Consider the following 21,497-nt stretch of genomic DNA (forward strand, 5'->3'; position numbering starts at 1 on the left):
GTAAATTTACTCACGATTGTAAATATCACCTTGATGTTGTCAAACTCGGCAACTTGAGCGTGGTTTTACGGCCTCACCAATTTGTCAATCAGCCCTTTCTAAAATTGTCGTTATGAACCTCTTGGCCCTGGACACCAGTACCGAACAGATGTCGATCGCTGTGCAGCGCGCTGGTGTGTCCACGCCCTGGCAGCACAGTGCCGCCGGTGGCGCCCACAGCTCCACCCACCTGATTCCCGAGATTCAACAGCTGCTGGCGCAGGCGGATCTCTCGTTTGCCCAACTTGACGCCATCGTGTTTGGCGCTGGGCCGGGCTCGTTCACCGGGCTGCGCACCGCCTGTTCGGTGGCGCAGGGCCTGGCTTTTGGGGCGGATCTGCCGGTGCTGCCGGTGGACACGCTGCTGGCTGTGGCCGAAGAAGCGCGTTGGCAGCTGTCGGGTGCGAGCGGCTTGGTGGTCACCAGCCTGCTCGACGCACGCATGGACGAGCTGTACACCGCCAGCTACATCTTTGAGAGTGATGTATGGCGACAGATCAAGGGCTGCAGCCTGATCAAGCCTGAGAGCCTGGGCTGGGATGGCGTGGGTGTGCTGGCGGGTAATGGGTTTGCCGCCTATGGTGCACGCCTGCCCGACGGCCCCGGTCTGCGCCTGCTGGCCTTGCCCACCGCAACGGCCATGCTGCGGCTGGCGCCGGCCTTGCTAGCCGCTGGCGGCGCGGTGCCAGCGGCGCAGGCGCTGCCCACCTACATCCGCGACAAGGTGGCGCAGACCACGCTGGAACGCGCGGCCGCCAAGTCTGCCGCCTGACCCCCGCCATGAACGCCCAACTGCAGCCTGTGGAAGTGCGCTTTGAGCCGATGCGTGAGGCCGACCTCGACGCGGTGCTGGCAGTGGAGCAACTGGCCTACAGCCACCCCTGGCAGCGGCGCCACTTTGCCGACTGCCTGGCCGGGGGTTACCAGGCGCAGCTGCTGCTGGCGGGCGACACCCTGCTGGGCTACTTTGTCGCCATGCAAGGTTTTGAAGAGGTGCATCTGCTCAACCTGGCGGTGGCGCCCGGCCACCAGCGCCAGGGCTGGGCCAAGGTGATGCTCGACGCGCTGGTGTTGTGGGCGCGTGGCCAGGGCCTGCAATGGGTCTGGCTGGAGGCGCGCGCCAGCAACACCCGCGCGGTGCAGGTTTACAAGGCGCACGGCTTTCGTTATGTGGGCCTGCGCAAACAGTATTACCCGGCGGAACTCGGCCAGCGTGAAGACGCGCTGGTGATGAGCCTCAAGCTCGACAACACGCCATGAGGGCCGGGCCACAGCCAGGTCGGCCCAGTCGGTGAAAATCAGCCCATGAGCCTAGACCTTGATACCCGCCAACGCGCCATGCTGGCCGAAATGGGGGTGCACGTCTGGTGGCCCGACAACACGGCCCCCGATGAGGTGCTGGCCCAGGCGGCCGCAGCCGATTTACAGGCCGACAGCGACCGCCACCATGATCTGGAAAATGCAGCACCCAGCCCAGACAGTGAAAGGGCTGGAGGCCAAATTCACCCACAAGCTGCGGCACCACAGCCGAGCAGCGCCCGGTCTGCGCCGCCTGCCGCGACGGCGCCACCCGCAGCGCCCGAACACCCGGCCAATCAGCGACCAACACCCCCCGCCCGAGCGCGCCAGGCCCCGAGCGGACCCGCACCCACCGCGCTGACCCCGCTGCCGCCCGGCATCGAGACCATGGACTGGCCCACCCTGCAGGCCACGGTGGTCGCCTGCCAGGCCTGCGCCATGTGCCTGGGCCGACGTGGCCCGGTGCTGGCCGCCCCGCCAGACAGCCTGCGGGCCGACTGGCTGGTGCTCGGTGAACCACCTGATGACGCACAAGAGCGCGCTGGCGAACCCTTTGTGGACGACGCGGGCCTGTTACTCGACAACATGCTCAAGGCGGTGGGGGTGCAACGCCACCAAACAGGCCTAGCCGAAGAGAACAACCCGGCCCAGACCGCCTACCTGAGCCTGGTGCTCAAATGCCGCCCGGTGGTGCCCACCACACCCGACACGCAGGCGCTGGCCGACTGCGCGCATTACCTGCGCCGCGAAATCGCGCTGGTACAGCCCAAGGTGATTTTGGCCATGGGTCGGCTGGCGATGCAGGTGCTGCTGAGCCAGGACCACCCGCAAGGCCTCAAACTGCCACTGGGCAAGTTGCGCGGCCAGGTCTGGCATTACCAGGGCGTGCCGGTGGTGGTGACCTACCCACCCGCCTACCTGCTGCGTAACCCGCTGGACAAAGCCCGCGCCTGGGAGGATTTGTGCCTGGCGGCCGAGGTGGCACAGGCCCCAAGCCGCTGAGGCCCCAGCCTCAGTTTCCGGGTGCCTGGGTGTGGTCCAGGTCCGGGCGGTGGTAGGGGTCGACGTGGGTCAGCAGGTGCAACACGCGGTGGTGCTGCATCACGCGCTGCTGCGCGGCCACGGTGATGTCGTGCGCCTGCTCCACCGTCAGGGTGGCAAGCACCTCCAGATGCGCGTCCACCACAATCATGTCGCCCATCATGCGGGTACGGATGTCGTGCACACCACTCACACCGGGGGTTTGCTGCAGGGTCTGGCGGATGGCCTGCAGCTCGGCGTCGTCCACCGCGCGGTCCATCAGGTCGTGCAAGGCGGTCCAGCCAAAACTCCAGCCCATGCGCGTGACCATGAAACCCACCAGCGCCGCCGCAATCGGGTCAAAAATCGGGTAACCGGCCAGGTTGCCGATGATGCCCACCCCCACCACCAGGGAGGACGCCGCATCCGAGCGGGCATGCCAGGCATTGGCCACCAGCATGCTGCTTTTGACCTTTTTAGCCACCAGCAACATGTAGCGAAACAGCAGCTCCTTGGCCGTGAGTGCACCCAGCGCCACCCACAGTGCGCCGATGTGCACCGTGGCAATCAACTCTGGGTTTTGCAACTTGCTGGCCGCCGACCACAACATGCCCAGCCCCACCACCAACAGCAGCAACCCGAGCACCAGGGAGGCCGCGTTCTCAAAACGCTGGTGGCCATAAGGGTGGTCGGCATCGGCCGCTTTCTGGCTGTGGTGGTTGGCAAACAACACCACAAAGTCGGCCACCAGGTCGGACAGCGAGTGCAGGCCGTCGGCCACCAAGGCCTGCGATTTGCTCAGCACCCCGGCCACGATCTGGAGCGTGCTCAACACCAGGTTGACCACAACACTGACCCAGGTGCTGCGCGAGGCCGCACGCGCGCGCTCGGCGTTGTTGTACTGGGGCAGGTCCTGAGGGTCGGAAATCGGGTCGTGTTGCATGGGGCACCAAGGGGGCGAAACGTGGGGCAGTTTAGGCGCTTTGTGGCCAGGCATTCTTACAATGTCGGGCATGAACTTCCTTGACCAACTGGGCGCGGCAGAGCGCCAGAACCAATCTCTGCTGTGTGTCGGTCTGGACCCGGACCCGGCGCGGTTTCCGGCGCACCTCAAAGGTGATGCCAGCAAAATCTACGACTTTTGCGCCGCCATCGTCGACGCCACCGCCGATCTGGTGATTGCCTTCAAACCCCAAATTGCCTACTTTGCGGCGCACCGGGCCGAAGCCCAGCTCGAGCAGTTGATGGCCCACATGCGCCGCACCGCACCGCAGGTGCCGATCATTCTGGACGCCAAACGTGGCGACATCGGCAGCACCGCCGAGCAATACGCGATCGAGGCGTTTGAGCGTTACGGCGCCGATGCGGTCACGCTGTCGCCCTTCATGGGGTTGGATTCGGTGCAACCGTATCTGAAGTACCACGGCAAGGGTGCGTTTTTGCTGTGCCGCACCTCCAACCCCGGTGGCGACGATTTCCAGAACCAGCGCCTGGCCAGTGTGCCGGGGCAGCCGCTGCTGTATGAACACATTGCGCGGCTGGCGCAAGGCCACTGGAATATCAACGGCCAGCTCGGTCTTGTGGTGGGCGCCACCTACCCGGCCGAAATCGAGCGGGTGCGTGCCCTGGCACCGAGCCTGCCGCTGCTGATTCCGGGGGTGGGGGCACAAGGTGGGGACGCACTGGCCACGGTCAAGGCGGGCTGGCGCAACCAACGGGCCGCAGACGGCACGGCACAGACCACCGGGCCGATCATCGTCAACTCCTCACGGGCCATTTTGTATGCCAGCGCTGGCGGCGACTTTGCAGCGGCAGCACGGGCCGAGGCATTAAAAACCCGCGATGTATTGCGGGCCGCTTGCCAAGCCGCATAAGCTCTTTAATCTATAGCTATCAGCCCTTTTAGAAAAAGGGCTAGAGACCAAAATAGCTTACAACTTGAAGACCGACACGGTGTCCACCAGACCCTGAGACTGTTGGCTCAGGCTGGTGGCGGCGGCGGCAATTTCTTCCACCAATGCGGCGTTTTGCTGGGTGGTTTTGTCCATCTGGGCGACGGCTTCCACCACCTGGGCCACACCGTCGGCCTGCTCTTTGCTGGAGCTGCTGATCTCCCCCACGATCTGGCTCACCTCGCGGATGCTGGCCACCACCTCGTCCATGGTGCTGCCGGCCTGATCGACCAACTGCGTGCCGTGCTCCACACGCTGCACACTGGCACTGATCAGGCCCTTGATCTCTTTGGCGGCCTCGGCACTGCGCCCGGCCAGCGAGCGCACTTCACTGGCCACCACCGCAAAGCCCCGGCCCTGCTCACCAGCGCGCGCCGCTTCCACCGCCGCGTTGAGCGCCAGGATGTTGGTCTGAAAGGCGATGCCATCGATCACACCAATGATGTCCACAATGCGCCGCGATGAGTCGTTGATGTCTTTCATGGTGTGCACCACCTGGCCCACCACGTCGCCCCCTTTGAGCGCCACCACACTGGCGGCCTGCGCCAGCTGGTTGGCGCGTTGTGCGCTGACGGCGTTTTGCTGCACGGCGGCACCCAGCTCTTCCATGCTGGCCGAGGTTTGCTCCAGCGCGCTGGCCTGTGACTCGGTGCGGCTGGAGAGGTCGTTGTCGCCCTGGGCAATCTCGACACTGGCGGTGGCCACCGCCTCGGAGCCTTGGCGCACCTGCTGCACCACATGGGCCAGCTTGTCGCGCATGCTGGCCAGTGCCTGCATCAGCTGACCGAGTTCGTTGTCGCCATACGCCTGCACCTTGACCCGCAGATCCCCCTGGGACACCGCGTGGGCCAGTTGCAATGCATCGTTCACCGGTTCGGTGATGCTGCGGATGAAGGCCCAGGACAACCACACAGCCGCCAGCAAACCGCCAAGCAGCAGCAGCGCCACAACGCCCAGGATGCGGGATTCGGTCTGCAGGCGCGCCTGGAGCTCGCCCACCATGGTCTGCATGGCCAGGCTGTTGAAGGCAAACAGGCCGTCGATGGTCTGGGTGAAGGCATCAAAATAGGCCACGGCTGGCATGTTCAGCTCTGTCGCATTGATGACACCATCATTGGCCAGCGCCAGGGTTTTGTCCACGGCGGCGCGGTTGGCCTCGGAAGGGGCTTGCAAGGCCACCTGCATGCGCGGGTTGGTCTGGGTGGCAATAGCCACCTGGCGGAACATGCTGGCCTGCAGCTCCAGGGCGCGTTTGCTCAGCGCACGCAGGGTGGCTTTGCCCTCGGGTGGTGCAGTCGCCTTGGTCAGGAAACCGCTGCCCATGGCGCGCATCAGCCCCAAGTTCTCTGCCAGCCAGGGCATGTCGACCATGGTGGCGCGTACCAGCGCGTAGGTGTCGGCATGGGGTTCCAGGCTCAGGCCAAACTCGTCGAGCAGTTCCTCACCAAGTTGCAGCTGGGCGGTGATGATCTGGGTGTGGCGCTGGGTGCTCTCGGCGACGTTGATGCTGCGGCCCGCCACACTTTGTTCCAGTGTGACCCAGCTTTGCTTGAGATCGGACCAGCGCTTTTGCAAAGCGGGCGAAACGCCAGCGGTGGTGAATTCGCCCTCCATGGCACTGATGGCGGCGTTGAGTTTGTCGCGCAGGGCCGGGCGGCGGGCCGCCAGTTCCTCGTTGCCATTGAGCATGCTGGCCGACATGCCGCGGTGGGTCTGGCTGAGCTGGATCACCTTGTTGAGCGCCACCAGCGGACCCGTGCCCAGCAGCTCACGCTGCGCCACCTGGATGTCGGAGAAGGACCGCTTGAAGTACAAACCCGTCGGTATGGCCACCATCACCAGGGCCACCAGCCCGAGGATCAGGAACTTGTGGGCGAGCTTCATGTGTTGCAGCAGCGGCATGGGCGTCTCCTGAAAAGCTATTGAGTGACAGCGTTTCTGGCACATCATAGGGAGAAGCCATCCAGCCCGCCACTTCCCGTCCTGTTTTGTTGGATTTTTGAGAGTATTCTTTTCCCAAAAGGGTTGTTTGCTACACATAAGATAGCGCTCATCTATCCAACATCCGTAGACAAAAGATACTTCGGGTGGGTATTCACAAATCAGGCAAATGGTTACCATCAGCGAGCTGTTCAAGCAGCCACTTCACTTCTTGCAGGACAAGGTGCCATGACATCATCACCGCTCCCAGCTTCCCGTTGTGTGCTCGTCTGTCTTGCTACGGCTTGGGCCCTGGCCAGTACACCCGCGATGGCTGACAAGCTCACCATCGGTGGCACCGGCAATGCACTGGGCACCGCCCGCTTGCTGGCCGAGGCCTACACCCGGCGCAACCCTGCCGACCAGATCACCGTGCTGCCCAGCCTGGGCAGCTCTGGTGCCATCAAGGCCTCGGCAGCAGGCAAACTCGACCTGGGCCTGAGCTCACGCCCTCTCAAGGACGACGAACTGGCCGCTGGCCTGCTGGCCACGGAATATGCACGCAGCCCCACCGTGTTTGCTGTGGCCGCCCACACCCGGATCGGCGGTGTCAGCGTGACACAGATGGCGCAGCTATATGCGGGACAGCTCAGCACCTGGCCCGATGGCACACCAGCGCGCCCCATCATCCGCCAGGCCGGTGATGACAACACGCTGCAGATCAAGAAACTCTCACCCGCCATGGACAGTGCGCTGACCCTGGCGGAACAACGCCCGGGTTTGCCCACAGCCTTCACCGACCAGGAAACCGTCGACAAGATCGAGAGCATTCCTGGCGCAGTGGGGGTAACCACCGTCGCCCTGATCCAGTCCGAGGGGCGCCGTCTGCGTGCGCTGCAGCTTGACGGCGTGGAGCCCACCGAGGCTAATTGCAAATCCGGCGCCTACCCGACGGCCTTGGTGAAACGTTTTTACCTGGTGACTTCCACCACACCGGGCGCCGGTGTACAACGCTTCATCCAGTTCATCGGCTCAGCCGAGGGGACCACCATCCTGAAGCAAACCGGCCACTGGACACCTTGAGTACACCGTGCGTAACGCCCACCCCTCGGCCGATGATGAAGCCAGCCGGGTCATCACCCGGGTGGCCTTATTGCTGGCATTGGTGGTTGGCCTGGGCATCCCGCTGGGTTACTGGCTGACGGCGCACACCAGTCTGAGTGAAGCGCTGACCTTCAAGGCGCGGGTCAAGGCTTCGGCCCTGAACCGGCTGATTGCCGATGCACCCGAACTGTGGGTGTATGCCGAGAACCGCATGCTGGGGCTGCTCGCCCACGAGCCGGTACCACTCACCGGGGAGCTGATCGAGGTGTTGGACGCGCAAGGACAACTTCTGGTGCGCAGCGGTGCCGTGCCCGCCAACCCGGTCATGCACCGCAGTTACCAGCTCTATGACTCCGGACGGGCTGTGGGTAGCATCGCGGTCAGCACCTCGCTGCAGCCGCTGCTGCGCCATACCGGGTTAGCCACCCTGCTCGGGCTGGCGCTGGGCAATCTGGTGTATTGGGTGATGCGTGTGGTTCCCTTGCGCCGCCTGCGCCGGGCCACCCAGGCACTGACGGAGGAAACCGAACGGGCTGAAGCCACCTTGCGCTCGATCAGTGATGCGGTCATCACCCTGACGGCAGACGGCAAGCTGCAAGACCTGAACCCGGCAGGGGTGGCCATCTTTGAGGCCGACCGGGCCCAGCACATGCTTGGGCGCCGATTCACCGACTTTGTCACCCCGGCCTACCATGAGACCTTCGCGCTGATGCACCAGCAGGTGACACAAGGGCAAACGGCCCAGTGCCAGCTTCTGACACAGGGTCTGCGCGGCGCACTGCGCTGGCTGGACATCCAGGCCGTGCCGCTGACGCTGCACAACGAACAGGTCACGCTGGCGGTGGCGCGTGATGTGACCCAGCGCAAAGCTGCCGAGGACGAAATCCGCTCGCTGGCCTTTCACGACCAGCTCACCGGCCTGCCCAACCGCCACCACCTGATGCACCGGCTGGCACGGCTGGCCAACGCCGACGACCACAGCCACACCGCCTTGATGATGCTGGACCTGGACAACTTCAAAACCCTCAACGACACGCTGGGTCACGATGTGGGTGACCAGCTGCTGCAGGCGGTGGCACAGCGCCTGACCGCTTGTGTGCGCCATGGCGACAACGTGGTGCGCCTGGGGGGTGACGAATTTGTGCTGCTGCTCGAAAACCTGGATCCCGATCTGCAGCAGGCCACCCACCAGGCCGAGGTCATTGGCCAGAAGGTGCTGGCCGAGCTCAACCACCTCTACCTGCTCGATGGCCACCCGTGCCGCAGCACACCCAGCATCGGCATCACCGTGTTTGCCAACACCCAGGCCATCAGCAAGGATGTCCTCAAACGCGCCGATCTGGCCATGTACCAAGCCAAAGCCGGCGGGCGCAATGCGCTGCGCCTGTTTGAAACCCCCATGATGGACGAGGTCAACACCCGCGCGGAGCTGGAAGCCGACCTGATCGAGGCGTTCGAACAGAAACAGTTTGTTCTGCACTACCAGGCGCAGGTGCAGAACGATGGCCGCATCAGCGGTGCCGAAGTGCTGCTGCGCTGGCAACACCCGCGGCGGGGTCTGGTGCTGCCGGGCGAGTTCATCGAGGCCTTGGAGGACAGTGGCCTGATCATCCCGATCGGTCAATGGGTGCTGGAAAGCGCTTGTCGCCAACTGGCGCAGTGGGCGCAGCAAACGCACATGGCGCACCTGAGTCTGGCGGTGAATGTGAGCGCGCGCCAGTTCGAGTTGCTGGGTTTTGTCGACCAGGTGTCCGCCCTGCTGCAGCACACCGGTGCCAAGCCGGCCTTGCTCAAACTGGAGCTGACCGAGTCCTTGCTGGTCAAAGATGTGGAGAGCACCATCACCAAAATGACCCGGCTGCGGGCCCTGGGTGTGCGTTTTTCGCTGGACGACTTCGGGACCGGCTACTCGTCACTGACCTACTTAAAACGCCTGCCGCTGGACCAGCTCAAGATCGACCAGGGTTTTGTGCGGGACATTCTGGACGACGCCAACGACGCCGCCATCGCCAAGATGATTGTGGCGCTGGCCGACAGCATCGGCCTGATCGTGATTGCCGAGGGTGTCGAAACCCAGGCGCAACGCGACATGCTGGCCAGCCTGGGCTGCCATGCCTACCAGGGCTACCTGTTTGGCCCGCCGGTGCCGCTGCCGGCGTTCGAGGCTCAGCTGCGCTGAGTCCCTTCTGGGGTCACACCACCAGCGGCTCTTCCTGCATCGCCTCGATCTGCTCCTGCAGCATCAGCACCTGACCCTGCCAGTAGTCGCTGGAGCCAAACCAGGGGAAGTTGATGGCAAAGATCGGGTCGTCCCAGCGCCGCGCCAGCCAGGCGCTGTAGTGGATCAGGCGCAAGGTGCGCAGCGGTTCGATCAGCGCCAGCTCACGCCGGTCAAAACTGCGAAATTGCTCGTAACCATCCACCAGTGCGCCGAGTTGGCGGGTGCGCTGCTGGCGGTCACCACTGAGCAACATCCACAGGTCTTGCACCGCCATCCCCATGCGGGCGTCGTCCAGATCGACAAAATGTGGCCCAGGCAGGCTGGCCGCCGGGGCGTCCAGCGGTGTCCAGAGGATGTTGCCGGGGTGGCAGTCACCATGCAGGCGCAGGCTGCGCAGGGCGTGGAAAGGCTGCGCGTCCTCTGCCGCATCTTCCAGATCATTTTGGACTGTAGTCCTTATATACAAAGGAAAAGTAGCTATCAAATTGAGTGCATCCGAGGACGCCTTCTCCCAGGCTGACTGCACATCCAGCGGCACTTTGTCGTGGCTGAGCAGCCACTCGCGGGGCTCAACGCCAAAACTCTGCAGGTCGAGCGCCGGGCGCACGGCAAAAGGCCTGGCCGCACCTACGGTGTGGATACGCGCCAGAAAGCGCCCCACCCATTCCAGCACATCGGGATCGTCAAGCTCGGGGCTGCGCCCACCCCGGCTTGGGCTCACACTGAAGGCAAAACCACCAAAGTGATGCAAGGTACGCCCCTGAATCCGCAGCGGCCCAACCACCGGAATTTCTGCGTCCATCAACTCGGCAGAGAACGCATGTTCTTCCAGAATCTGCGCTTCGCTCCAGCGTCCGGGGCGGTAAAACTTGGCCACCACGGTGCTGCCATCGTCCAGATGCAGCTGGTAGACCCGGTTTTCGTAGGAGCTCAGGGCCATCTGTCGGCCGTCCCCATACAGGCCAATGCTGACCAGTGCGTCCTGCACCAGGTCGGGTGTCAAAGCGTGATAGGGGTGTCCCTCAGACGGTGATTGTTCCTGCACGATGCCCGCTCCCTTATTATTCAGCCCACTATCATGCCCGAAAGAATCGGCCCTGCGCGCGCTTTGGCAGACACCTCTAAACCCCCCGTTGCTTTTGCGCTAACCTGCGACCACGGCCAGCCCATCAGAATAGCTAAGAGACTCTGGTTGCGCCGGGAGACCTCATATGTTTGACTACCTCATCATCGGCGGCGGCTCGGCAGGGTGCGTGCTGGCCGCACGTCTGTCAGAAAACCCCAACATCACCGTAGCCCTGCTGGAGGCGGGTCCACCCGACAGCAGCGTGCTGATCCATTGCCCGGCTGGCCTGGGGGTGCTGGCCAAGTTCAGCCTGGCGGGCTGGGGGCTGAACACCACACCGCAACCCGGGCTGAACGGGCGCCGTGGCTACCAGCCGCGCGGCAAGGTGCTGGGCGGGTCGAGTTCGATCAACGCCATGTGTTACATCCGCGGCCAGCGCGAGGACTATGACCGCTGGGCAGCGCTTGGCAACCCGGGCTGGGCCTGGCAGGATGTGTTGCCCTACTTCAAGAAGTCTGAGGGCAACGAACGTGGGGCTGACGCGCTGCATGGCGGGGACGGCCCGCTCCATGTGACGGACCTGCACAGCCCCAACCCGTTTGGCCTGCGTTTTGTGCAGGCCGCCGCCCAGGCGGGGCACCCCATCAACCCCGACTTCAATGGCGCCAGCCAGGAAGGTGTGGGTTTGTACCAAGTCACGCACCAACGCGGCGAGCGTTGCAGTGCCGCCAAGGCCTATCTGACACCGGCCCTGGCGCGCCCCAATGTGCAGGTGTTCACCGGCGCCCAGGTCACCCGCATCCTGCTGGAAAAAAAACGCGCCGTGGGTGTGCAGTTCATGCAGGACGGCCAGCTCAAACAGCTCAACTGCCAGCGCGAGGTGCTGCTCTGCGCCGGGGCCATCCAGTCACCACAGATCCTGATGCTCTCGGGCATCGGGCCGCACCAACACCTGATTGACACCGGCATCGCGCCCTTGCACGAGTTGCCCGGTGTGGGCCAGCACCTGCACGACCACCCGGACATCGTGCAAGTGGTGCATGTACACAACAACACCGAGCTGTTTGGCCTGTCGCTGGGGGGAGGTATCAAGATAGGACAAGGCATGCTGCAATGGCGCCAGCACCGCACTGGCCTATTGACCACCAACTTTGCCGAGGCCGGGGGGTTCATCAAGAGCCAAGCCAGCGAGACCACACCCGACCTGCAACTGCATTTTGTCGTAGGCAAACTCATCAACCACGGCCGCACGCTGAGCTGGGGGCATGGTTTCTCCTGCCATGTGTGCCTGCTGCGCCCCAAGAGCGCGGGCAGCATCCGGCTCGCCAGCAAAGACCCGCTGGCCCTGCCGCTGGTGGACCCCGACTTTCTGAGCCACCGCGACGACATGGATCGCCTGGTGCGCGGTTTCAAGCTGATGCGCGAGATCCTGCAACAACCTGCACTGGCCCGCTTTGAGGGGCGCGAGCTGCCAGCCACCGCCAGCGCGCAGACCGACGAACAGATCGAGCAGGTGATCCGCGACTACGCCGACACCATCTACCACCCGGTCGGCAGCTGCCGCATGGGCAACACCGACATGGACGTGGTGGACGCGCAGTTGCGTGTGCACGGGCTGCAGGGACTGCGTGTGGTGGACGCCTCCATCATGCCGAGCATTGTCAGCGGCAACACCAACGCGCCAGTGATGATGATTGCCGAGAAGGCGGCCGATATGATCAGGGCTGACCATCTGCCCTGATTTGCCTCATGCCCGTTTTTTCGCCACCCCCTTCTGACCCAGCAGACTCCCCCTTCTTCGGACTCGCCCCCTACCTGCGCATGAGCATTGCGGGCATGGACCTCCAAGCCGTGGGAGCGCGTGCCCTGGCGCAAGCGCAGGCGCAGCCCGACTCCGCCACCCGATGGATGACCCTGTCCCTCGTGTTGCAATCCCTGGGACAGCGCGAACTGGGCTTGACGGCCCAGGCACAGGCCCTGTCCCTACAACGGGTTTACCACCTGGCGGCGCGCCAGCAACCCACACGCTGCCGCCTGCTGATGCTGATGGAACCCGGTGACCTGGCTGCCAACACGCCCCTGGAATGCCTGCTCGAAGACAGCGACATCGAATTGATTTTTTACTACCTGAGCCACAACGAGCCACTGTTGACCCCGCTGCCCGAACACGACGCCGTGCTGGTAGCCATGAGCGACAGTGACGAGAACCGGGCGCATCTGCGTTTTCTGGAGCAAGCGTTGGCCAACTGGCCCCAGCCGGTGATCAACCTGCCGCGCTACATACCGTATGTGGACCGCGCCACCGCGAGCAGCCTGCTGCAACACCAGCCGGGCGTGTTGATGCCGCCCACCTTGCGCGCATCCCGTGCCCAAATGCAAGCGATTGCCAGTGGCGCCAGCCAACTCAACGCGGTGTTCGCGGACTGCGACTTCCCCGTCATCCTGCGGCCACTGGGCTCGCAAGGTGGCCATGGCCTGGCCAAGATCGAAACGCCGGATGACATCGACCACTACCTGACGGGGCAGCCTGATGCCGAGTTTTTTATCTCGCGCTTCATCAACTACAGCCATGCGGACGGTTATTTCCGCAAGATCCGGGTGGCGCTGATCGACGGCCAGCCCTACGCCTGCCACATGGCGGTCTCTAAAAACTGGATGATCCATTACGTCAATGCAGGCATGTACGAAGAAGCCTGGAAACGCGCCGAGGAACTGGCGTTCATGGAGGGTTTTGAGGCCTTCAAGCAGCGTCACAATTCAGCGCTGCAAGCCATCAGCGGCGCCATCCCGCTCGATTACCTGTGTATCGACTGCGCCGAAACCGTGGACGGGCAACTGCTGATTTTTGAAGTGGACCACGCCATGGTGATCCATGCGATGGACACCGAGGCCCAGTTCCCGTACAAACAAATCCATATGCACAAAGTCAAAAGCGCTTTCCGCGACCTGCTGTTGCGGCGCATGGCTGATCAAACCGCCACCAACGCACCAACACCTGTCGAACAAGCATGAAACCTTTGAACAGCCTGAATTTTTCTGGCGGCCCCGGCGCCTTGCCCGAGTCGGTGTTGCTGCAGGTGCAGCAAGCGATCCTGGAGGTGCCCGAGGTCGGCCTGTCGGTGTTGGGCATCAGCCACCGCTCGGACTGGTTTGCCGCAGTCGTCCAGGAAACTGAGGACAACATCCGCGCCCTGCTGGGCCTGGACGCCAGCTACCACGTGCTGCTGCTGCAAGGCGGAGCCACCCAGCAGTTCTCGATGGTGCCGATGACCCTGCTGCGGGGCCAGCAAGCACCTGCGCAGTATTTGCAAACTGGCTACTGGAGCGGCAAGGTGCTGCCCGAGGCACGTTTGCACGGCGACATCGAGGTGCTGTGGTCGGGCCAGAGCTGCGGTTTCTCGCGTCTGCCCGCTGACGACGAGCTGGCCTACTCGGCAGACGCGCCCTACCTGCACTACGTCTCCAACGAGACCGTCGAGGGCCTGCAGTTCAACCGGGTGCTGGGCCGCGAAGATGTACCGCGCGTCTGCGACATGTCCTCCGACTTTTTGTCCCGGCCCTGCGAAGCCGAGCGTTTTGCCCTGATTTACGCCCACGCTCAAAAGAACATCGGCCCGGCCGGGGTCACCGTGGTGCTGGTGAAGGATGCCCTGCTGCAGGATGCGCCAACCGACCTGCCCGCGTTTCTGGACTACCAACAACAGATCAAGGCCCATTCCAATCTGAACACGCCGCCGGTTTTCTCGATTTATGTCACCCTGCTGGTGACCCGCTGGCTGCGCCACGACATCGGCGGGCTGGCCAAGATGGACCAGATCAACCAGCAAAAAGCGGCGCTGCTGTACCAGGCTCTGGACGGCAGCGACGGTTTTTACCGGGGCCGCGCGGCTCTGCCAGACCGCTCGCTGATGAACGTGGCGATGACCTTGCCCAGTGTGGCACTGGAGCAGGCCTTCCTGGCCGAGTCTGCACTGGCCGGTTTTTCCGGGCTGGCCGGGCACCGCGCGGTGGGCGGCATTCGCGCATCGATCTACAACGCGCTGAGCCTGACGGCGGTGCAGCGCTTGACCGAGTTTATGCAGGACTTCAGGCGCCAGCATCTACCTTGACCCAAATTTGATAGCTGCTAGCCCTTTTAATAATTGGTCTGGTGGCACTTTCTGACGTACACCACCGGTCGCTCAAGTTTCAGGCGCAACAGCCGTTATACATATACAGCCTACTGCCTCCGGGTCACCGATGGCATGTCAAGCGCCCATCCTCGTCTGGCCCACGCCCAGGCGGTTGCGACTGAGAACAGGAGTGCAGCATGAACCCGATTGCATCAACCCCCAGCAGCCCATCCTCAGTTGCAAGCGCAGCGGTGACACGTGCCCCCGTCAGCCCGGTGCCCGAAGTGCGCCCGGTCCAGGCTGTCACAGACAACCTGCGTACCAGCAACTCAGGCAACAACCGGGCCAAAACCGAGGCATCTGCCAGCAAACTCAAAGCGTCGGAAGAAGACATCCAACGGGCCACCGAGGATTTGAAACAACGCGTGCAAACGCTGGCGCCGGAGTTGCAGTTTTCCGTGGACCAGACCAGCGGGCGTTCCATCATCAAGTTCACCGACCGCGCCACCAAGGAGGTGATCCGCCAGTTCCCCAGCGAGGAAGCCTTGGCACTGACACGTGCCATGGACCAGTTCCAACGCGGCCTGATCTTCAACCGCCAGGCCTGAGCACGCCCACCTGAGGACGCGCTCTGCCGTACCATCGCCACAGACGCCTGCTTGTGCCGTTCTTGGCACCAGCACAAAACCAACACACATTTCGCTGGAACACCATGACCCGTTGGGACGCCCACATGTGCCTGCCTTTGCATCCGCAGGCCAGTTTTGCACCGATCAACCAATTACGCAGCTACGGGCTGAACTATGTGTCGATCAACGTCGGCATGGACATGAACCCGGTGAGCCAGATCCTGCAAGTGATCGCAGGTTACCGCGCCACCATCGCAGGCCACCCGGACAAGTATGTACAAGTCAACAACCTGGCCGACATCGCCCGCGCACAGGCTGGTGGCCAGATCGCCATCGGTTTTGACCTGGAGGGCGCCATGCCGCTGCTGGAGCAGCCCGAAATGGTGGCGCTGTACGCCCGGCTCGGGGTGCGTCAGATCCACTTTGCCTACAACCGCAACAACAGCGTGGCCGATGGCTGCCACGACGAGAAACGCGGCCTCACCGCCCTAGGGCGCAAGATGGTCGAGGCCGTGAATGCCGCCGGACTGCTGATGGACTGCTCCCACACCGGGCGCAGCGGCAGCCTGGAGATCATGGCGGCCTCCAGCCAGCCGGTGGTCTTCAGCCACGCCAACCCGCTGGCCCTGGTGGACCATGGCCGCAACATCACCGACGAACAAATCCGCGCCTGCGCGGCCACCGGTGGGGTGGTGTGTGTGTCGGGTGTGTCACGCTTTCTGGGGGTTGAGCAACCCAGCGTCGTGGATGTGGCACGGCATGCGGCCTATGTGGCCAACCTGGTGGGCATCGACCACGTGGGCATTGGGCTGGACAACGGTTTTTCTCAGCCAGAACTCAATGACAGACCACCAGGCGACTTTGACCCCAGCTACTGGTGGCCCCAAAGCGCCGGTTATGGCCAGGCCATCAGCGGCATGCACTACGCGCCGATCACCACCTGGCAGCAGCTCCCCGAAGCCCTGCGCGCGGCGGGCATGAGCGAGGCTGAGTCCAAGCAGGTGTTGGGCGGCAATATGCTGCGGGTGGCGGGCCAGGTCTGGGCGTCGTCGCCGCTCTGAGCATCAGCATCCAATTGGCCTCTAGCCCTTTTTAATCAAGGGCCAGCAGCTACATCAACCAGAGCAAGTGACAGCAGGCGCTTAACCCTGGAACCGCTTGCGTGTGAGCGCCAGCGCAATCCAGAAGCCGCCCACGGTGAACCCCACCAACACCAGCAGCGGGCGCAGCCAGTCGGTGGGCCACTGGTCCATGAACAGCGGGCGCACCAGCGCCACCGCGTTGGTCAGCGGCAACCAGTGCGACACCGCGCGCACCAGCGGCGGCAACTGGTCCAGCGGGAAGAAGATGCCGCTCAGGAACATCATCGGCGTCAAAAACAGCGTGAAGTAGTAGGTGAAAAAGTCATACCCCTTGGCCAGCGCATTGAAGATCAGCGCCACACAGCTGAAGGTGATGCCTACCCCCGCCAACACCAGCCAAGCCACAGCCAGCTTGGGGCTGTAGCTGATGCCCAAGGCCAGCATCACCCCCAGAATCGCGGTCACGGTGAACAGCGATTTAAAGGCGGCCCACAACATCTCGGCCAGCACAATGTTGTCCAGGTTGACCGGCGCGTTCATGATGCCGTCCCAGGTTTTTTGCACGTGCATCCTTGAAAACGCGGAGTAGAGCGCTTCAAAACTGGCAGCATTCATGGCGCTCATGCAGATCGAGCCACTGGCCAGAAACAGGATGTAAGGCACCTGCACCCCGTCGACCGTGACCTGGCCAATCAAGGCGCCCATGCCGTACCCAAAGGCCAGCAGCCACATCAGCGGCTCAGCGATGTTGCCGACCAGGCTCGGAATCGCCAGCTTGCGCCAGACCAGCAGGTTGCGCAAAAACACCGGCCACCAGCGCATGGAGAGCTCCGGCGCGCGCCAGATAGATGGCGCTTTTTGGCCCTCAGCCCTGATAGCCATTGGGGTTGTAGCTCTTGTTGTCATAGTATTTATGCGTCCTCGCGGATTTGGCGGCCGGTCAGCTTGAGGAACAAATCCTCCAGATTGGCCGGACGGTGCAGGGTGCGCAACTGCGGGTGGGCTGCCAGCGCGGCCAGCAAAGGTTTGGCATCGGCGGTGTAGAAAAACACGGTTTCGCCACTGACCTCAACCCGCGCCGCAAAGGCCTTGAGCGGCGCATCCACCAGCGCCAGCGCACCGTTGCCAAACACCTCGACCACATCGGGCTCCAGATGCTGGCGGATCAGGTCGCGCGGTGCGCCTTCGGCAATCTTTTTGCCGTGGTCCACCACCAGCAGGCGGTTGCACAGGCGCTCGGCCTCGTCCATGAAATGGGTGGTCAGCAAAATCGACTTGCCCTGCTGCAACAGCAGTTGCAGGCGCTCCCACATCAGGTGACGCGCTTGCGGGTCCAGACCGGTGGTGGGTTCGTCCAGCAGCAGCAGGCGCGGGTTGTTGACCAGCGCGCGCGCCAGGCTCAGGCGGCGCTTCATGCCGCCCGACAGCTCACCGGGTTTGGCGTTGGCCTTGGCCGTCAGGCTGGCAAATTCGAGCAGACTGGGGATGCGTTCGCGGATCTGTTTGTCTTTGAGCCCAAAGTAGCGGCCATAGACCAGCAGGTTCTCGGCACAGCTGAAATCAGGATCCAACGTGTCCATCTGGCTGACCACACCGAGCTGTGCCTTGATCGCCAGTGCATCGCGCGGCATCTGCAGGTCAAACGCGGTGACGCTGCCAGCGTCGGGCACGGTCAGGCCCAGGCACATACGAATGGTGGTGGTTTTGCCGGCGCCATTGGGGCCGATCACGCCCAGGCATTCGCCGGGCGCTATGTCAAAAGACATGTCGTTCACCACGGTGGCCTCGCCGTAGCGTTTGACCAAGCCGTGTACTGAAAAGATGGGTTCACTCATGGCCAAATTGTGACCGAGCTGGAGACCGTTTCGGCAGTGTCGGCAGATCAACCCTGCCCGGCCGGGCTGTCCAAGACAAAAAACCGGCACAACGGCCGTTGTTGGCAGCCCAATGCTCCGGTCAGAACGTGACGGCTTGAGCCTCAGCGTGGTGACAACTGTGCCCGCCGTCTGGGCAGCGCAGCCTGTCCCCCACGCAGGGCGTTGAGCAGAATGCCAATGGTGCTGCCGTTGTGCGCCACCGATGCCGCCACCGGCGTGAGCTTGCCCGCTGCTGCTGCGGCCAGGATGGCGGAATTGAGACCCACGGTCAGTTTGAAGTTGCGCCCGATCAGGCGCAGGGTGCGGTTGGCCAGTTGTTTTGCGTCTGCCACCCGCGCGATGTCATCCTCCAGCAAGGCGATGTCCGAGGTCAGGCGGGCGATGTCAGCGCCTTGCGCCATGGCAAAACCCACATGCGCGCCCGCCAACGCCGGGGCGTCGTTGATGCCGTCACCGACAAACGCCAGCTTGGCACCCTCGGCCTTCATCTGCGCCACCAGCGCCGCCTTGTCCTCGGGCAACAACTGGGCATGAAACTCATCCAGGCCGATCTGTGCCGCAATCTCGGCGGCGCGATCGGGGTGGTCGCCTGTGAGCATGACCATACGTTTGACACCCAGGCTGCGCAAGCGCGCCACAGTGGCGGCGCTGGCCTCACGCAACTGGTCCTTGAGCGCAATCACACCGAGCAAGCGGCCACCAAAACCAATGTAGAGCAGGGTCTTACCCTGTGCAAACAAGCGCTCAATGCGTTGGCGCTGGCGGGCGTTGATGCGCACACCCTCATCGTCCTCAACAAAATGGCGTGAGCCCACCACCACCCGTTTGCCCTCAATGACACTGGCCACGCCGTGGGCCGCGATAAATTCCACTTCTTTGTGGTCAAAGTGGCGTCCCTGGTTCTGGCGTGCCGCCTGAACCACCGCCAGCGCCAGCGGGTGGAAGTAATGCTCCTCCACCGAGGCGGCCAGGTCAATCAGGTCCTTGGCGCTGTACTGCGGGTCAAAAGCGATCGAATCGGTCACCGCCAGCTGCCCGGTGGTGAGGGTGCCGGTCTTGTCAAACACAAAGGTGTCTACCTCGGCCAGCCGCTCCAGCACGTCAGCACCCTTGATCAAAATGCCGCTTTGGCCTGCACGGAACATCGCCGACTTGAAGGCCACCGGGGTCGCCAGCTTGAGGGCACAGGAATAGTCAGCCTGCAGCACGGCGGCGGCGCGGCGCCAGTCACCGGTCAGCAACCAGGCCACACCGGCCAGGCCCAGCACACCGGGCACCAGCTTGTCGGCCAGCCGGGCCGCACCGAGTTGTGTCTGGCTCTTGGCTTGCAAGGACTGCTCCACATAGTCGGCAATGCGTGCGGCCGCCGTCTTGCGCCCGACATGTTCGGCATAAATGCGCAACCGCCCTTCCTCAACCACGGTGCCTGACAGCACCACATCACCCCGGCGGCGTGACACAGGTACCGCCTCACCGGTCATCGAGGCTTCGTTGACCATGGCCTCACCCCCCAGCACGGTACCGTCCACGGGGATGGCCGCACCGGCACCCACGATCACGGTGGCACCCACCGCCACCGCAGTCGCCTCAATCTGACGCTCCACCCCGTCCTGCTCGACCCAGACCCAGCCGGTGTCCGGGTGCAGCAGGTTCTTGAGCAGGTCGTTGGAGCGCCGGGCAATCGAGTTCTCCAGGTACTCGCCCAGGGCCAGCATGAACACCGTGGTGTTGGCCGCCACGTAGTCCTGGCTGGCAGTGGAGATCGCCACCGCCAAGGCCTCCAGCACATGCGAGTTGATGCCCTCCTTGAACACATCACCCAGCGCCTCGCCATACAGCGGCAAGGCGGCGGCGAGTGTGGTCGCACGTTGCAACGGTGGTGACAGCTGCTTGGTGCTCAGCAACAAGGCGGCACTGACGGCCACCGGCATCCACGCTTTGCCATGCACCGGGTGCGCCAGGGCCTGTGGCAGATGGGGCAGCAGGTGCAGGTCGCGCAAGGCGGCTGTGAGCCGGTCCACATCGGTCTCGTTGGGGACAAACGCGATCGTCAAAGAACGTGCTCGCCAAGCCAGCCGCACCGTGCGCACGCCTGGCAGGTTTTCCACAGCACGTGTGATGCCCGGCTGGTCCAACAAGCTTCCCTGCGCCGGGTCAAAGCGAAAACGCACCCGATCCGCCAGCCGATGGACCGGCCTCAGTGCCACAAAGGGGGAGGCGGCTGACGGGTTCATCCCTTGCTGCGCTGCTCCGCGGCCACCTCGGCCTTGATGTCCGCCATTTGTTCCTTGACTTCCTCGAAACCACCCGCCACACCGGTATAGAGTTTCATGGCGGTTTTCATCAGTTTGGCGCGCATGGCCTCGTCACCGAGCACATACACCGCCGCCGCACCGAGCAGCGCCCCGATCAAGAACTGCTCGGTTTGCCGGTTGCCGACCAGCCCCTGCAAGTTGTGCAACAAGCCGTTACCCACACCAGGCCCGGCGCCCCCGGCTTGCGCAGAGCCATAGGCACCGCCCGCGTTGGTCCCCATCGCACCGCCGCCCATGCCCATACCGGCCGGGTCCATGCCTTGCATGGCCCCATACCCGGGCTCGCCCCAGCCAGCCTGCTGTTTACGCTTTTTCTTGCCCATCTTGCTTCTCCTTGGTTTCTTTCATCAACTGTTCCAACACCATCACGCTGGCGGTACCCAAGGCGATGGCTGTCAACGCCCGGCCAAGGTCCTGGCGCTGCCAGGCCTGTGCGGCAACGGTGCCCGCCGCCAAGGCAGCACCACCTTGCAATGCGCGGCGCACGACCAGTTTGTCCAGCACCGGTCGACCTGGCCGGTTCTGAATGCTCGCCAGCACGCCGGTGGTCACCAGACCTTTCACAAACGCCTCGGCGGTCGGCTGGGCGGCACGGGGCAAGGACAGCGCCCTCATTCACGCACCTCGCCTGTGGTTTTGGGTGTACGGCGTTTTCTGGGCACAGCGGTGCGCGCGGGTTGGCGCTCAACCTGGGACACTGGCGCCAAAGAGGACGCGAGATCTGGCTGGCTAGGCAGCGTGGGCTGGTGCAAGCTGTCCTGCGCCTGGTCCGGCGTGCGCTTGGCGGTTTTGCTGCGCCAGAGTTTGGTCGCAGCAGCGCCGGTCACAATGCCGGCAACAAAGGGAAGCAAGGGCAACATA

General features: G+C 63.5%; 20 protein-coding genes. 11 read left to right on the forward strand and 9 right to left on the reverse strand.

Annotation, left to right across the window (positions count from 1 at the left end; all coding sequences use genetic code 11):
• The first annotated feature begins 112 nt into the window (after positions 1-112).
• Genes tsaB through KKO72_RS09070 form a run of 3 tightly spaced genes read left to right on the forward strand, consistent with a single transcriptional unit; the run spans position 113 to position 2,340 of the window.
• Positions 113-811 carry a tRNA (adenosine(37)-N6)-threonylcarbamoyltransferase complex dimerization subunit type 1 TsaB gene (gene tsaB, locus KKO72_RS09060; RefSeq protein ID WP_214937518.1) on the forward strand — a complete coding sequence of 233 codons (699 nt, stop codon included), beginning with the start codon at positions 113-115 and terminating at the stop codon, positions 809-811.
• A gap of 8 nt (positions 812-819) precedes the next feature.
• On the forward strand, positions 820-1,299 hold the full coding sequence (rimI, locus tag KKO72_RS09065; RefSeq protein WP_214937520.1) for a ribosomal protein S18-alanine N-acetyltransferase: 480 nt from the start codon (positions 820-822) through the stop codon (positions 1,297-1,299).
• Positions 1,300-1,344: 45 nt separating this feature from the next.
• Positions 1,345-2,340, forward strand: coding sequence for a uracil-DNA glycosylase (locus KKO72_RS09070; protein ID WP_214937522.1), 996 nt, complete (start codon positions 1,345-1,347; stop codon positions 2,338-2,340).
• Positions 2,341-2,350: 10 nt separating this feature from the next.
• Here the strand turns inward: KKO72_RS09070 and KKO72_RS09075 are convergent, their stop codons facing one another.
• Positions 2,351-3,301: a cation diffusion facilitator family transporter gene (locus KKO72_RS09075; RefSeq protein WP_214937524.1), complete on the reverse strand. Its 951-nt coding sequence runs from the start codon at positions 3,299-3,301 to the stop codon at positions 2,351-2,353.
• A 70-nt stretch (positions 3,302-3,371) separates the two neighbouring features.
• On the opposite strand from KKO72_RS09075, the gene pyrF reads away from it, so the two are divergent.
• Positions 3,372-4,232 carry an orotidine-5'-phosphate decarboxylase gene (pyrF, locus tag KKO72_RS09080; RefSeq protein WP_214937536.1) on the forward strand — a complete coding sequence of 287 codons (861 nt, stop codon included), beginning with the start codon at positions 3,372-3,374 and terminating at the stop codon, positions 4,230-4,232.
• Between the two features lie 57 nt (positions 4,233-4,289).
• Here the strand turns inward: pyrF and KKO72_RS21260 are convergent, their stop codons facing one another.
• On the reverse strand, positions 4,290-6,212 hold the full coding sequence (locus tag KKO72_RS21260; protein ID WP_214937537.1) for a methyl-accepting chemotaxis protein: 1,923 nt from the start codon (positions 6,210-6,212) through the stop codon (positions 4,290-4,292).
• 348 nt (positions 6,213-6,560) lie between these two features.
• Here KKO72_RS21260 and KKO72_RS09090 point away from each other — a divergent pair, with 348 nt between their 5' ends.
• Complete coding sequence (locus tag KKO72_RS09090) at positions 6,561-7,313, forward strand: substrate-binding domain-containing protein (RefSeq protein WP_214937539.1); 753 nt, start codon at positions 6,561-6,563, stop codon at positions 7,311-7,313.
• Positions 7,314-7,320: 7 nt separating this feature from the next.
• Complete coding sequence (locus KKO72_RS09095; protein WP_214937541.1) at positions 7,321-9,513, forward strand: GGDEF and EAL domain-containing protein; 2,193 nt, start codon at positions 7,321-7,323, stop codon at positions 9,511-9,513.
• 13 nt (positions 9,514-9,526) lie between these two features.
• Here KKO72_RS09095 and KKO72_RS09100 read toward each other — a convergent pair whose 3' ends face one another.
• A complete protein-coding gene (locus KKO72_RS09100) occupies positions 9,527-10,600 on the reverse strand; it encodes a serine/threonine protein kinase (protein WP_371736856.1) in 1,074 nt (357 codons plus the stop codon).
• Between the two features lie 166 nt (positions 10,601-10,766).
• Here KKO72_RS09100 and KKO72_RS09105 point away from each other — a divergent pair, with 166 nt between their 5' ends.
• From KKO72_RS09105 to KKO72_RS09125, 5 genes are all read left to right on the forward strand, one after another.
• Positions 10,767-12,362, forward strand: coding sequence for a GMC family oxidoreductase (locus KKO72_RS09105; protein ID WP_214937542.1), 1,596 nt, complete (start codon positions 10,767-10,769; stop codon positions 12,360-12,362).
• A gap of 8 nt (positions 12,363-12,370) precedes the next feature.
• Positions 12,371-13,633 carry a RimK family alpha-L-glutamate ligase gene (locus KKO72_RS09110; RefSeq protein WP_214937544.1) on the forward strand — a complete coding sequence of 421 codons (1,263 nt, stop codon included), beginning with the start codon at positions 12,371-12,373 and terminating at the stop codon, positions 13,631-13,633.
• Positions 13,630-14,730 (forward strand): phosphoserine transaminase, encoded by a 1,101-nt coding sequence (locus tag KKO72_RS09115; protein WP_214937546.1) that lies wholly within the window; start codon positions 13,630-13,632, stop codon positions 14,728-14,730. The genes KKO72_RS09110 and KKO72_RS09115 overlap by 4 nt, the downstream gene beginning before the upstream one ends.
• Before the next feature lie 200 nt (positions 14,731-14,930).
• Entirely contained in the window at positions 14,931-15,341 is a 411-nt protein-coding gene (locus KKO72_RS09120; protein ID WP_214937548.1) for a flagellar protein FlaG, read from the forward strand.
• 104 nt (positions 15,342-15,445) lie between these two features.
• Positions 15,446-16,423 (forward strand): dipeptidase, encoded by a 978-nt coding sequence (locus KKO72_RS09125; protein WP_214937550.1) that lies wholly within the window; start codon positions 15,446-15,448, stop codon positions 16,421-16,423.
• Between the two features lie 81 nt (positions 16,424-16,504).
• Here the strand turns inward: KKO72_RS09125 and KKO72_RS09130 are convergent, their stop codons facing one another.
• From KKO72_RS09130 to KKO72_RS09155, 6 genes are all read right to left on the reverse strand, one after another.
• Entirely contained in the window at positions 16,505-17,326 is an 822-nt protein-coding gene (locus KKO72_RS09130) for an ABC transporter permease (RefSeq protein ID WP_371736857.1), read from the reverse strand.
• Between the two features lie 29 nt (positions 17,327-17,355).
• Entirely contained in the window at positions 17,356-18,279 is a 924-nt protein-coding gene (locus tag KKO72_RS09135) for an ATP-binding cassette domain-containing protein (RefSeq protein ID WP_214937554.1), read from the reverse strand.
• Positions 18,280-18,422: 143 nt separating this feature from the next.
• A complete protein-coding gene (locus KKO72_RS09140; protein WP_214937555.1) occupies positions 18,423-20,555 on the reverse strand; it encodes a heavy metal translocating P-type ATPase in 2,133 nt (710 codons plus the stop codon).
• Positions 20,552-20,959: a hypothetical protein gene (locus KKO72_RS09145; protein ID WP_214937557.1), complete on the reverse strand. Its 408-nt coding sequence runs from the start codon at positions 20,957-20,959 to the stop codon at positions 20,552-20,554. The genes KKO72_RS09140 and KKO72_RS09145 overlap by 4 nt, the downstream gene beginning before the upstream one ends.
• Positions 20,940-21,251, reverse strand: coding sequence for a hypothetical protein (locus KKO72_RS09150; protein ID WP_214937559.1), 312 nt, complete (start codon positions 21,249-21,251; stop codon positions 20,940-20,942). Before KKO72_RS09150 ends, KKO72_RS09145 begins: the two co-directional genes overlap by 20 nt.
• Entirely contained in the window at positions 21,248-21,496 is a 249-nt protein-coding gene (locus KKO72_RS09155) for a hypothetical protein (protein ID WP_214937562.1), read from the reverse strand. Before KKO72_RS09155 ends, KKO72_RS09150 begins: the two co-directional genes overlap by 4 nt.
• Position 21,497 lies beyond the last annotated feature (1 nt).

The sequence above is a fragment of the Rhodoferax sp. U11-2br genome (assembly GCF_018619435.1).
Lineage (GTDB): Bacteria > Pseudomonadota > Gammaproteobacteria > Burkholderiales > Burkholderiaceae_C > Rhodoferax.